At 42.6% G+C, this 13,547-nt stretch carries 11 protein-coding genes and 1 pseudogene; 7 read left to right on the top strand and 5 right to left on the bottom strand.

Annotated features, from left to right (window positions below):
• Positions 1-108 precede the first annotated feature (108 nt).
• On the top strand, positions 109-3,000 hold the full coding sequence (gcvP, locus tag V5804_RS03025) for an aminomethyl-transferring glycine dehydrogenase (RefSeq protein WP_369589890.1): 2,892 nt from the start codon (positions 109-111) through the stop codon (positions 2,998-3,000).
• A gap of 227 nt (positions 3,001-3,227) precedes the next feature.
• The gene (locus tag V5804_RS03020) at positions 3,228-3,653 is read left to right on the top strand and encodes a response regulator (RefSeq protein WP_369589889.1); all 426 of its coding nucleotides are present in this window, start codon (positions 3,228-3,230) and stop codon (positions 3,651-3,653) included.
• Between the two features lie 153 nt (positions 3,654-3,806).
• On the opposite strand, the gene V5804_RS03015 is transcribed toward V5804_RS03020, so the two are convergent.
• Positions 3,807-4,580: an MBL fold metallo-hydrolase gene (locus V5804_RS03015; RefSeq protein WP_369589888.1), complete on the bottom strand. Its 774-nt coding sequence runs from the start codon at positions 4,578-4,580 to the stop codon at positions 3,807-3,809.
• A gap of 77 nt (positions 4,581-4,657) precedes the next feature.
• Here V5804_RS03015 and recJ point away from each other — a divergent pair, with 77 nt between their 5' ends.
• The 3 genes from recJ to V5804_RS03000 all read left to right on the top strand — a co-directional run bounded on the left by recJ (position 4,658) and on the right by V5804_RS03000 (position 8,807).
• Positions 4,658-6,373 carry a single-stranded-DNA-specific exonuclease RecJ gene (gene recJ, locus V5804_RS03010; RefSeq protein WP_369589887.1) on the top strand — a complete coding sequence of 572 codons (1,716 nt, stop codon included), beginning with the start codon at positions 4,658-4,660 and terminating at the stop codon, positions 6,371-6,373.
• A gap of 3 nt (positions 6,374-6,376) precedes the next feature.
• A complete protein-coding gene (gene lptB, locus V5804_RS03005) occupies positions 6,377-7,114 on the top strand; it encodes an LPS export ABC transporter ATP-binding protein (RefSeq protein WP_369589886.1) in 738 nt (245 codons plus the stop codon).
• A gap of 169 nt (positions 7,115-7,283) precedes the next feature.
• The gene (locus V5804_RS03000) at positions 7,284-8,807 is read left to right on the top strand and encodes a GH3 auxin-responsive promoter family protein (protein ID WP_369589885.1); all 1,524 of its coding nucleotides are present in this window, start codon (positions 7,284-7,286) and stop codon (positions 8,805-8,807) included.
• A 2-nt stretch (positions 8,808-8,809) separates the two neighbouring features.
• Here V5804_RS03000 and V5804_RS02995 read toward each other — a convergent pair whose 3' ends face one another.
• Complete coding sequence (locus tag V5804_RS02995) at positions 8,810-9,235, bottom strand: hypothetical protein (RefSeq protein WP_369589884.1); 426 nt, start codon at positions 9,233-9,235, stop codon at positions 8,810-8,812.
• A gap of 67 nt (positions 9,236-9,302) precedes the next feature.
• On the opposite strand from V5804_RS02995, the pseudogene V5804_RS02990 reads away from it, so the two are divergent.
• Positions 9,303-9,422, top strand: a pseudogene (locus tag V5804_RS02990) (hypothetical protein); the annotation flags it as partial.
• Here the strand turns inward: V5804_RS02990 and V5804_RS02985 are convergent.
• Both V5804_RS02985 and V5804_RS02980 read right to left on the bottom strand, forming a co-directional pair.
• Positions 9,395-10,366: a polyprenyl synthetase family protein gene (locus V5804_RS02985; protein WP_369589883.1), complete on the bottom strand. Its 972-nt coding sequence runs from the start codon at positions 10,364-10,366 to the stop codon at positions 9,395-9,397. The pseudogene V5804_RS02990 and the gene V5804_RS02985 overlap by 28 nt on opposite strands.
• Before the next feature lie 317 nt (positions 10,367-10,683).
• Complete coding sequence (locus tag V5804_RS02980; protein ID WP_369589882.1) at positions 10,684-11,046, bottom strand: hypothetical protein; 363 nt, start codon at positions 11,044-11,046, stop codon at positions 10,684-10,686.
• A gap of 151 nt (positions 11,047-11,197) precedes the next feature.
• Between V5804_RS02980 and V5804_RS02975 the strand changes: the two genes are divergently transcribed.
• Complete coding sequence (locus tag V5804_RS02975) at positions 11,198-12,463, top strand: cation:proton antiporter (RefSeq protein ID WP_369589881.1); 1,266 nt, start codon at positions 11,198-11,200, stop codon at positions 12,461-12,463.
• Here the strand turns inward: V5804_RS02975 and V5804_RS02970 are convergent, their stop codons facing one another.
• Complete coding sequence (locus V5804_RS02970; protein ID WP_369589880.1) at positions 12,464-13,411, bottom strand: acetylornithine carbamoyltransferase; 948 nt, start codon at positions 13,409-13,411, stop codon at positions 12,464-12,466. It lies immediately after the preceding gene.
• Positions 13,412-13,547 lie beyond the last annotated feature (136 nt).

Raw genomic sequence — 13,547 nt, 5'->3', positions numbered from 1 at the left:
AGAAGCATTCCAAAATTTTATGTAAATCTCCTGTAACGATTGCACAAAACATTGACCGTCAAAACCCAAAGCCTTACCTTTGCGCCTTCAATTCATCCAGCAAACTACATGAAGTTAAATATCAATTACCAGGAAAAATTTCAACACCGCCATATTGCCCCAAATCAAACCGAAACCCGGGAAATGCTTAAAACGCTTGGCCTTGATTCGGTTGATGAACTGATTGATCAAACCATTCCGGCGGCTATTCGCTTAAAAAAACCGCTAAACCTTCCTGCCGCAAAAAGCGAATTTGATTATTTGAACAGCTTAAAAATTACCGCTTCCAAGAATAAAGTCTTTAAATCTTTTATCGGAAAAGGTTATTACGATGTGATCGTTCCCGGCGTTATCCAACGAAATATTTTGGAAAACCCAGGCTGGTACACGCAATACACGCCTTACCAGGCCGAAATTGCGCAAGGCCGTTTGCAGGCTTTGTTGAATTTCCAGACGATGGTAATTGATTTGACCGGAATGGAAATTGCCAACGCTTCGTTGCTGGATGAAGGAACGGCGGCGGCCGAAGCGATGTTTATGCAATACAGTTTGCGCAAAAATGCCAAAGCCAAAAAGTTTTTTGTTTCTGCGGAAGTTTTCCCGCAAAACATTGATATTTTAAAAACCCGTTCTCAGCCTTTGGATCTGGAACTGGTTATCGGCGATCATCAAACGGCTGATTTGGATGATAGTTTTTTTGGTGCCATCGTTCAATATCCGGCCTCAAACGGCGAAGTTTATGATTACTGGAGTTTTGCCGATTCCCTTCACCAAAAAAACATCAAATTAACCGTAGTTGCCGATTTGATGAGTTTGGTGCTATTGACGCCGCCGGGCGAGTGGGGCGCAGATGTGGTGGTTGGCACAACGCAGCGTTTTGGCGTGCCGATGGGTTTTGGCGGCCCGCACGCTGCTTTTTTTGCCACAAAAGATGCCTATAAAAGAAGCATTCCCGGTCGAATCATTGGTGTAACGATTGACAATGCCGGAAATTACGCTTTGCGTATGGCTTTGCAAACCCGCGAGCAGCACATCCGCAGAGATAAAGCAACTTCCAATATTTGCACGGCGCAGGCTTTGCTGGCCATCATGGCTGGCATGTATGCCGCTTATCATGGTGCCGAGGGTTTAAAACTGATTGCAGAACGGATTCATGGTTTGACAGTTTTGCTGTCAGGATCGCTGAAGGCTTTAGGTTATCAGCAGCAAAACCAGGTTTATTTTGATACCATTACTTTAGAAGCTGGTCAGTTAAAAGATACCATTCATGCTGAAGCTTTAAACCAGGAAATGAATTTTTATTATCAAGATTCATCGGTTTCTATTGCTTTGGATGAAACCACTTCTGCGGATGATATCCAAACCATCGTTAAAATCTTCGCCAAAGCCAAAGGAAAAACTTTGGCCGATACCAATTTTGAGGCGATAAAAGAAGCATTACAAACACCGGTTCCGACAGCATTGCAGCGTACTTCCGAATTTTTAAACCATTCGGTTTTCAGTACGCACCATTCTGAACACGAAATGCTGCGTTATATCAAATCATTGGAAGCGAAAGACCTTTCTTTATGCAATTCGATGATCCCGTTGGGTTCGTGCACTATGAAGCTAAATGCAACCACAGAAATGGTTCCGGTTACCTGGCCCGAATTTAGCAAAATGCACCCGTTTGCACCAACCGACCAGGTTGGCGGTTATATGCAGATTTTTGATGAGTTGAACCAATGGCTGAGCGAAATTACCGGTTTTGCGGCTATGAGCTTACAGCCAAATGCCGGTGCACAGGGCGAATATGCCGGTTTGCTGGTTATCCGCGCTTATCATCAGTCCAATGGCAACCATCACCGTAACATCGCTTTAATCCCTTCATCTGCACATGGAACAAACCCGGCTTCGGCAGCCATGGCCGGCATGAAAATCATCGTGGTAAAATGTGATGATAACGGAAACATAGACGTAGCCGACCTGAAAGCCAAAGCCGAACAATACAGCAACGATCTTTCTTGTTTGATGGTTACGTATCCTTCAACCCACGGCGTTTTTGAAGAATCTATCATCGAAATTTGCAATATTATCCATCAACACGGCGGCCAGGTTTACATGGATGGCGCCAACATGAACGCGCAGGTTGGCTTAACCAGTCCGGCTAATATTGGCGCCGATGTTTGCCACCTCAACCTGCATAAAACCTTTTGCATTCCGCATGGCGGCGGCGGCCCGGGGATGGGGCCAATCGGCGTGGCCAAACATTTAGTGCAGTTTCTGCCAGGACATGCGATGGTTGATATCGAACAAGGGAAATCTATTCCGGCGGTTTCGGCAGCGCCCTGGGGTTCGGCTTCTATTTTGCTGATTTCTCATGCCTATATTGCCATGATGGGCGGCCAGGGTTTAACGGATGCAACACGTTATGCTATCCTCAACGCCAATTATATCAAAGCCCGTTTAGAAAAACATTATCCGGTTTTGTATGCCGGGGCAAACGGACGTTGTGCACATGAAATGATTTTAGATTGCCGCGCATTCAAAAACTTTGGTATCGAAGTAACCGATATTGCCAAACGATTGATGGATTATGGTTTCCACGCGCCAACGGTTTCTTTTCCGGTTGCCGGAACGGTGATGGTTGAACCGACAGAATCAGAGCCAAAGCACGAACTTGACCGGTTTTGTGATGCGATGGTTTCGATAAGAAATGAAATCGAAGATGTGGCAAACGGTATTTCTGATAAAGCAAACAACCCGTTGAAAAACGCCCCGCACACCGCTGCTGTGGTTACCGATAACGAGTGGGAGCATCCATACACCCGGCAAAAAGCGGCTTTCCCGCTGCCTTATGTTGCTGCTTTTAAATTCTGGCCTTCTGTTGGGCGTGTGAATGATACGCACGGCGACCGTACTTTGATCTGTACCTGCCCGCCTTTGGAAAGTTATGCTTTTGAAGAAAGTTTGACCGAATAAGTGTGTAAATGTAATGTAGAAGTCATTTAGAGTTACAAAAAAAATCTGCTTTTCTAATTTCAACGTAATAGTATTAATATCTTTTATTGGATATTAAGCGCACGTTATTTTTCTATCATCCAAAGAAAAACGTTTTGTGCCGTTTGAGATTGTAATTTTATTAAGGTGCTAAAAAATTTATTATGCATGTACCGAACTTTCATGCTTTTACTTTCGTACAAACTTATATGAATGTGAATCAGAAGCCTGTTAATATTATGCTGGTTGACGATGATGAGATAAATAATTTCATTACCGTTAAACTGATCAGGAAGGGATTTGCCGATGCAGAGATATCAACTTACCTGAATGGCCGTCTGGCAATAAACCGGTTAAAGGATATATTTAACAACCATCCGGAGCAAATTCCTGATTATATTTTGTTGGACATTAATATGCCGATCATGAACGGCTGGGAATTTTTGGAGGAATATAAATCATCAAATTTAGACCCCGACAAAAGGATTACGATTTACATCCTGTCCTCGTCTGTTTTTAGTAATGATATTGATAAAGCAAGGTCGTTTAGCTCTGTAGCCAACTTTATCTCCAAGCCACTTAATATAGAGTCTATAAAAGAAGTATTTGGCGGCGCAAAAGTACACGTTGGTTAACTGCCCAGATTTTTACATGAAAAAATGTTAATGCTTCTTTTACCCTATAAAAATTGGTGTTTCATTAGCCTACACAAACCAAAAAGCAGTAATGCAAATTTTTAGGTGATAAAAGAAGCATAGAAAAACTAACGAACAAAATTAAAATAAGCGCTAACTGTCTAACGTTTTTACCGAAAACCCATCATTTAAAGTAACCTTGCCAATCGCAAGGTTTTTTGCATGGTAAAAACAGCATATCCAATTTTCTTCTGCCGCTTGTTTGCCAAAACGTTCGCGCAGTTCCATGGATTTTCTTCCGTCAAAATCATATTTCGCCGCAAACCTTCTGATCAATTGTTCCGGCTCCGGCAAAACATCGCCGCCAAAAAAATAAATTTTTCCTGCCGATTCTATCTTAAAAACCTGATGAAAAGGCGTATGTCCACCGGTTAACTCATACGAAACCCCATTTCTAAAAGCTCCGCTTCCTTCCACCAAAGTGATGTTGGCTGATCGTTGCAAAACTTCAAAAATAGGTTGCCGGTAAGAAGTTGATTTTCCGGAGAAAGCAAATTCCCATTCGCCGCGCTGGATCACGTGTTCGGCATCTGGAAAAGACGGCTCCATTCTTCCGTTTCGTTCCATCACCAAACCGCCCGTATGGTCGTAATGCAGGTGCGACATCAAAACCAGCGTAACCTCTTCCGGCTCAAAACCCGCATTCCGGATGTTATCGTGCAGCATCAGTTCGCCGTTCGGGTTTTTAAAGCCCAAACCGGCATCCATCAAAATTAAATCGTGTTCGGTTTTGAGCAAAAACGGTTGAACGTGGATGAAGATGGAACCTTTTCGGTCTTGCGGGTTATTGGTCAGCGGGTTAAAAGGGACAAATTTTTTGGTAGAATCAACAGAAAAAGAACCTTCGCCCAGGGCATAAATATTCATAGCAATGCTAAAATGAGTTTAAACTTATTTAATGATAAGCCAATAACTATCTTTACTGTTTAAACTTTTTTAAAGATATGCAAAAGCGATGGGTTTTGGAGGAGCAAGGAAACCGCGGACAGGTTTTGGCTTTGGCGGAAGCTTTGCAAATTGACGAAGTGCTGAGCAATTTGCTGGTGCAGCGCGGCATAACCACTTTTGAGGAAGCCAAATATTTTTTCCGGCCGGATTTAGGCCATCTGCACGATCCGTTTTTGATGCAGGACATGGAAAAAGCCGTGCTTCGGATTGAGCAAGCCATCAGCAACAACGAAAAAATATTGGTTTATGGCGATTACGATGTGGACGGAACTACGGCCGTTTCTGTTGTGTATCAGTTTTTTAAGAAGCGTTACGAAAATATTTCCTTTTACATTCCAAACCGATATACCGAAGGTTACGGCATTTCTACCGCCGGAATTGATTTTGCTGCCGAGAACAATTTCAGTTTGATTATTGCTTTGGATTGCGGCATCAAATCAGTAGAAAAAGTAATTTATGCCGATAAAAGAAGCATTGACTTTATTATTTGCGACCACCATTTGCCGGGCGAAAAACTGCCGCAGGCCATTGCCGTTCTGGATCCAAAAAGAAGCGATTGCGATTATCCTTACAAAGAGCTTTCCGGTTGCGGCCTTGGTTTTAAATTGATCCAGGCTTATGCGGAGAAAAACGATATTCCGTTTGAAGAAGTAACTTGTTACCTGGATTTGGTTGCCGTAAGCATTGCTTGCGATCTCGTCCATATCAATGGTGAAAACCGCACGCTTACTGCTTTTGGCCTCGAAAAAATCAACACCAATCCTTCCATCGGCTTAAAAGCGTTGATGAACGTTGCCGGAAAAGCCGAAAATTATACCGTTTCTGATCTGGTTTTTACCATCGGCCCGCGTATTAATGCCGCCGGAAGGATTGACGATGCTAAACATGCCGTTAATTTATTGATTGCGGATTGTTCGGTTTCAGCTTTTGATTTCGGCGAATCCATCAACCTAAAAAATAACGAACGAAAAGAGCATGATTTGAGCATTACAGGCCAGGCTTTGAACATGATTGACCAAAACCCGCTGCTCATTAACCGCCGTTCTACCGTCGTTTTTCAGGAAAACTGGCACAAAGGCGTTATTGGGATTGTGGCTTCGCGCCTGACCGAAAAATATTACCGGCCAACGGTTGTGCTTACCAAAAGCAACGGCCACGTTACCGGTTCTGCACGTTCTGTTTATGGGTTTGATTTGTACGAAGCGTTGTGTGGCTGCAGCGATTTGCTTTTGCAGTTTGGCGGCCATAAATATGCGGCCGGTTTAACTTTATTGCCCGAAAATGTAACGGCGTTTAGCGAACGTTTTGAAGAAATTGTGGCTTCGGTAATTACAGAAGAACAGTTGGTACAGCGGATCAGGATTGATACGGAAATCAATTTAAACCAAATTACGCCGCGTTTTGTACGGATTTTAAAGCAGTTTGCACCTTTTGGCCCGGAAAATATGGCACCTGTTTTCATCACCAAAAATGTGTATGTTAGCGGCAATATAAACCTGGTGGGCGAAAAACACCTTAAACTTTGCGTAATGCAGGAAGGAACGCCAATTTTCAATTGTATCGGTTTTGGCATGGGCGACTATATTTATGCCATTAAAAACAGTATGCCGTTTGATATTTGTTATACCATCGAAGAAAACGTTTGGCGCGAACAGAAAACCCTGCAATTAAATTTGAAAGGGATTCGGATTGAAGGTGCAGCATCAGAATGAACTATGATTTTAAGAGCAGAAAATTTAATCAAAAAATACAAGCAGCGCACCGTTGTTAACGATGTTACTTTTAACGTGCGGCAAGGCGAAATTGTAGGTTTGCTGGGGCCGAACGGTGCCGGAAAAACCACTTCTTTTTACATGATTGTGGGTTTAATCAAACCAAATGAAGGAAAAATTTTTCTGGAAGACGAAGACATCACCGATGCGCCGATGTACCGCCGGGCACAAAAAGGGATTGGTTATTTGGCGCAGGAAGCTTCAGTTTTTCGAAAACTTTCGGTAGAAGACAATATCAAAGCGGTTTTGGAAATGGGCAAAATGAACCAGGCTGAACAAAAAGACAAGCTGGAAGAACTGATCGAAGAATTTAGTTTGCAAAAAGTGCGCAAAAACCGCGGCGATTTGCTTTCGGGAGGAGAACGCCGCCGGACTGAAATTGCACGCGCTCTGGCTGCCGAACCCAAGTTTATCCTGCTCGACGAACCTTTTGCCGGCGTTGACCCGATTGCGGTAGAAGAAATCCAATATATGGTGGCCAAATTAAGAACGCGCAACATTGGGATTTTGATTACCGACCATAATGTGCAGGAAACTCTATCCATCACCGATCGCGCTTACCTGCTTTTTGAAGGCAAGATTTTGCGTTACGGCGAACCGGAAGTGCTGGCCGAAGACCCGATTGTGCGTAAATTATACTTGGGTTCCAACTTCGTTTTAAAAAGAAAAACTTTCGCTTAAATTACATGAGCCTGTTTAAATTTATTCGGGAAAAAACCTTAATGCTTCTTTTACCCTATAAAAATTGGAGTTTGCATCAATTTAACCAAATCAAAAACCGCATGTTTACCATTTTTAGGCCGATAAAAGAAGCATACAAAACAGATTGAACAAATTTTAAACAGGCTTTATGACTTTTATCAATTCGTTGGTTACCTGGATCATGAAAAAGCGGATGCACCAGATCGAGCTTTTTATCAAATATCCAAATGAGGTGCAGGAAGAATGGTTTGAAAACCTGATCACCAGTGCCGAAAACACCGAATGGGGCAAAAAGTACGGCTATAAAAATATCGAAAATGCGGATGATTTTCGGCAGCGTTTTCCAATCCAAACTTACGATACGTTAAAACCTTACATCGAAAGGATGATGAAAGGCGAGCAAAACGTGCTTTGGCCTTCGGAAATAAAATGGTTTGCCAAATCGTCCGGCACCACGAGCGACCGCAGCAAATTCATCCCCGTAAGCGAAGAAGCGATGGAAGAATGCCATTTTAAAGGTGGCAAAGACATGATCACGCTATATTGCAACAACCGCCCGGAAGCCAAATTATTCACCGGTAAAACGCTGGTTTTAGGCGGAAGCCATCAAATCAATCAACTCAACACCGACTCTTATTATGGCGATCTTTCTGCTGTTTTATTGAAAAATTTGCCGCTTTGGGCCGAGTTTTACCGAACGCCTGAACTGGCCATTACACTGATTGAGGATTACGAAGAGAAGATCGAAAAGATTGCCAACATTACTAAATTAGTTAATGTTACGGCCATTAGCGGTGTGCCAACCTGGAATATTGTGTTGGCTAAACGTTTGCTGGAATTGACGGGAAAAGATAACCTGTTGGAGATTTGGCCAAACTTGGAATTGTACGTCCATGGTGCCGTTTCTTTTACGCCTTACCGTGATCATTTTAAAAAATTAGCTCCAAGTGATGCGATGTATTACATGGAAACATACAATGCTTCGGAAGGGTTTTTTGGGATTCAGGATGAATCGGATTCGGAAGAAATGCTGCTGATGCTGGATTACGGCGTTTTTTACGAATTCCTGCCAATTGAAAATTTGTTTGATGACGACCCGAAAACGCTGCTGCTGCACGAAGTGGAAATTGGGAAAAATTATGCGTTGATCATTTCGACCAATTCCGGTTTGTGGCGGTACATGATCGGCGATACGGTTCAGTTTACGTCGCTTTCGCCTTTTCGCATCCGCATTACCGGCCGCACCAAACATTTTATCAATGCTTTTGGCGAAGAAGTGATTATTGACAACAGCGAAAGGGCCTTAAAAGAAGCATGTACGCAAACCGGTGCCATCATCCGCGAATACACCGCAGCGCCGCTTTATTTTGACGGCAGCAAAGCCGGCGGACACGAATGGATCATCGAATTTGAGAAAAAACCGGTTGAGTTTGAACGTTTTGTGGATTTGCTGGACGAAACCCTGCGCAAAATAAACTCAGATTACGATGCCAAACGTTTTAGGGACATGGCTTTAAAACGGCCAACCGTTCATTTAGCTGCCGATGGTACTTTTTATAAATGGCTCAAACAAAAAGGCAAATTGGGCGGCCAGCATAAAGTGCCTCGTTTGGCCAACAATAGGGAATATGTAGATTCTATTTTGATGCTGATGAAAGGGGTGATGGTGTAATGTTATTTAACACCACCAAGAAAATTAGCTAAACCGTTCCCTATTTTTTCTGCTATTTTTGCAATAACTATTACTGTTACTACAACACCTGCAACCACCACAACTACTATAACAACCTTAGTTCTATTAAGCGGAATCTGGTAAACAGTACTTTCAAAAGCGGTATGCCGATAAACTTTTACATAATTAGAATCAGCAAGAAATTTTGGATTGCTGGTAGTTTGCAAAGTAGGCTTAAAATAATCCGACGTACTGTTAAGGTTTTTATGCCGAAAAGCCTTTCTAATCTTTTTATTGATTTTTAAATATTTGTCTGCATCTGTAACAGCAATCGTTGCGGTTTTTAGCGAATCCGTTTTTGCGTCTTGGGCATATGTGCTACTTTTCAGCGTAAACAATAATAAGAGGAGGACGATAAGTTTTAACATAACTTCGTTTTATTGATAAATTCCAGGAAAAAAATAAATCAAGACAGCAAAAAAAATAGGTTTATAAATGCTGAACAACAGGATGTGTTTGAAGCATTATTTAAAAGTAAGGGTTTTGAAAATAAAAAAGCAAGTAATTAGCAATACTTCTTTTACCACCTATTTTTTGCGCTCTGTAGTAAAGCGCACCAACTGTTCCAAACCAGTTCTAAATTCACTTGGCGGGAAAGTGTTTAAAATTGAAAAAGCTTCTTCCTGGTATTTGGCCATTTGGGTAGCAGCATAAGCCAGGCCGCCGGAACCTTTTACAAAAGCAATAATTTCAGCTACTTTTTTGGGTTCTTCGTTGTGGTTTTTAACGAGGTTGATGATGTTTCGGCGGTCAATTTTGGATGCTTTGTTTAAGGCATAAATTAACGGCAACGTTATTTTTTTCTCCTTGATATCAATGCCCAAAGGTTTGCCCACATCATCCAAACCAAAATCAAACATATCGTCTTTGATCTGGAAAGCTATGCCGATTTTCTCCCCAAAAAGCCGCATCCGTTCAACCGTTTCTGCATTTGCACCGGCAGAAGCCGCACCGCAGGCACAACACGAAGCAATTAAAGAAGCAGTTTTTTGCCGGATGACTTCGTAATAAATCGGTTCGCCCACATCCATTTTCCGCACTTTCTCAATCTGCAACAGTTCGCCTTCGCTCATTTGTTTTACCGCTTCGGATACTATTTTTAACAGTGAAAAATCATTGTTGTCCAGCGAAAGCAGCAAGCCTTTTGAAAGCAAATAATCGCCAACCAAAACCGCAATTTTGTTTTTCCACAACGCATTGATGGAGAAGAAACCGCGCCGCTGATAGGAGTTGTCCACCACATCATCATGCACCAAAGTTGCGGTATGTAGCAGTTCCACCAAAGCTGCGCCGCGATGCGTAGCTTCATTGATCCCGCCGCACAAACCGGCACTAAAAAAAACAAACATCGGCCGTATTTGCTTGCCTTTTCTTTTTACGATGTAATGGGTGATGCGGTCGAGCAGCGGAACCGAACTGTGCATTGATGCCTTGAACTTATCTTCAAAAACATCAATTTCGGCAGCTATCGGTTTCTTAATCTCGTCTATGCTAAGCATTTACCGGTTTGATAAATTAATATTGGTAATAAGTAAAACCAGCATAGCAAGGTAAATTCTGTTCGGGTTTGTGTTCAAAGATACAAATCGGAAATAAAAAAACGCAACAAGCCGGGTTGCGGCCAATTGCGTTTTCAGCTAAAAACTTGTTCAAACTTATTCTTTTGTACTTTACGCAATGCTTCTTTTACCACCTAAAAATTGGTATGCCTGGTTTTTGGTTTGTTCAGGCTAAATATATTCACCAATTTTTATAGGGTAAAAGAAGCATCAACCCAGAAAAAAGTTTATACAACTGTTAAATCAAAAAAACGGGCTTATTCTTCTCCGCCTACTTTTGCCTGGTCTGGCTCTTCGCGGTAACCGGCGCCTTCCGTTTCAGGTTGTTCGGCAGCGGCATTTTCTTCCGGTGTGTTGGTGGATGGGGAAGGCACTTTTTCCAACTGTTCTTCCGTTAGATTAGTGGTTCCGCTGGTGTTTTCCCAAGGCTTTTCGCCTTCCTGTTCTATCGTCATGGCTTTTGGTATTTGGTGTCCTTCTGGTGTTGGTGTGTCGTTGTCGCCTGCTGTGTCTTGTTCTTCATCGCCCAAAAAACCCACATCGTCATGTACCCGGTTGTTGTCATCGGGGTTTCCCTGGTCGTCCAGGTCGCGGAGAACTGCATCTTTTGGATCTATCATTTTATGCTGGTTTAAGTTTAAAATTTATTGCCATAAAAAAAGCATTTTAAGCCCCGATTGTTTGAGTTGGAGTAATAAAAAAGAATTTTGAAAAAACCATTTATAATGCCCATAAACAATCCGTCTTTGCCTTCTTTCATTATATTTGTTTATGGACACATTTATAATTACAACCATACTGGTTGTGGTAAGCGCTGTTTTTTCATTTATTAACGCCAGGTTTTTTAAACTGCCCGGCGCAATCGGTGTCATCAGTATTGCTGTTGTGGTTTCTGTTATTGCTGTTTTTACCGGAGAAGTTTTTCCGGTGTTGTTTAAAACCCTTACCGGTTTAAACAACCATATAGATTTTTCGCAAACGCTGTTAAACACCATGCTTGGCTTTCTGCTTTTTGCAAGCGCGCTTCGTTTTAATTGGGGAGAGCTTAAAAAACAGATCGGGGCAGTGTTTATTTTAAGTACGGTTGGCGTGGTGCTTTCTACCTTTATTTTCGGGGTGCTTTTTAACTGGCTTACCAATTTGGTCAAGGTTGAAATCCCTTTTATTTATTGCCTGCTTTTTGGTGCGCTAATTTCGCCGACAGACCCGGTTGCGGTTTCGGCAGTCTTAAAAAAATCAAACATGCCAAAGCATTTAGAAACGATCATCACCGGCGAATCCCTTTTTAATGATGGCATCGGCCTGATCCTTTTTGTTTCTGTTTTAGAATATATCTCTCAAACCGGCGATCAGGTTCACCCCTCCAAAATTGCCGCTTTATTTGCACAGGAAGTTTTTGGCGGGATTGCGTTGGGCACTTTTTTGGCTTTTATTGCTTATCGGGTGATGCGTAAAGTGGACGACTTTCAAACGCTGGTCATGGTTTCGCTGGCTTTGGTGATGGGGATTTCCGTTCTCGCCAACAAACTGCATTTGTCTATTCCTTTAGCCGTGGTATCGGCCGGGCTTTTAATTGGCAATTTGCGCTTTGGCAAAGATCCTTCCGGCAAGTTGAACGATTTTTTGGAGAAGTTTTGGATGATTATTGATGAACTACTCAATACCATCCTGTTCGTGATGATTGGTTTACAGATCGTGATGATGCCTTTTTTAACCCATTATTGGCTTATTTGCATCGGCGCCGTTTTAATTATTTTGATAGCAAGAGGGTTAAGTATTTCAGTTCCGGTAGTTTTTTTGCGGAGGACATTAAATGTAAATTATAACAATGTTGGGATTTTAACCTGGGCTGGCGTACGCGGTGGTATTTCTATTGCGCTGGCTTTATCTATCCCAAACAGCAGGTACAAAGAAGTAATTGAAGCTGGCTGTTATTTTATAGTGATTTTTTCTGTCGTGGTGCAAGGGCTCACCTTAAATAAAGTAACAGATATTTTCGTAAAAAAGCAGCCTTTACATTCGCCCCAATTGGAGTAATTACATCGCTTCCAGCATCCGTTTTAAAACCGCCTGCGCCGCCCATTCGCGGTTGCCTGCTTCTTTTATCACGATAGAATTTGGCCCGTCTAATATTTCTGCGGACAGTTCCAGATCGCGGCGAACCGGCAAGCAGTGCATCACTTTAGCGTTGTTTGTGTTTTTGAGTTTTGCATTCGTCATCATCCAATCCTCGTTTCCCGGGATCACTTTCCCATACGGCTCAAAAGCCGACCAGTTTTTGACGTAGATAAAATCTGCATCCTGCAAAGCTTCAGTTTGGTTGTGGGTGATGGTTGCACCTTGCGTAAATTCGGTAGAAAGTTCCAACCCGGCCGGATGAGCGATGGTAAAATCAACATCGGCCTTACACATCCATTCGGCAAAAGAATTTGGAACGGCTTGCGGCAACGCTTTTACATGCGGCGCCCAGGTTAAAACTACTTTTGGCCGAGACGTGGTTTTGAGTTCTTCAATCGTAACTAAATCGGCCAGGCTTTGCAGCGGATGCCGCGTTGCCGATTCCAAACTCACCACCGGAACGCCGCACAACTCCACAAATTTGTTAAAGATCACTTCGCCGTAATCTTCATCGCGGTTTTGCAAACTGGGGAAAGAGCGAAGTCCCAAAATATCCACATATTGCCCGATGACGGCCGCTGCTTCGCGGATATGTTCAACCGTTGTGCCGTCCATCACCACGTTATCGCGCAATTCCAACGCCCAGCCTTCTTTGTCAATGTTCAAAACCATCACGTTCATGCCCAAATTCATGGCCGCTTTTTGCGTGCTCATACGTGTGCGTAAACTTGGGTTCAGGAAAACCAAACCCAGCGTTTTGTTCTTTCCCAAATGCTGAAAAGCGAAAGGGTTTTTTTTCAAATCCAATGCTTCTTTTACCAGTGCATTTATATCGGCAACATCGTTTACGGAGGAGAAGAGTTTCATGTATTTGTATTGAAGGGCTTTCTATTTGGGTTGAATTTGTGTGCTGTCATCCCGACGATAGGAGGGATCTTCTTTCAAGCGTTAGTTATTTTAAGGTGATAAAAGAAGCATGTTTTCTGTTTCGATGAAGATTTCT

The organism is Mucilaginibacter sp., from assembly GCF_041088075.1.
GTDB lineage: Bacteria > Bacteroidota > Bacteroidia > Sphingobacteriales > Sphingobacteriaceae > Mucilaginibacter_A.
This window is presented reverse-complemented; position numbering and strand designations above follow the sequence as displayed.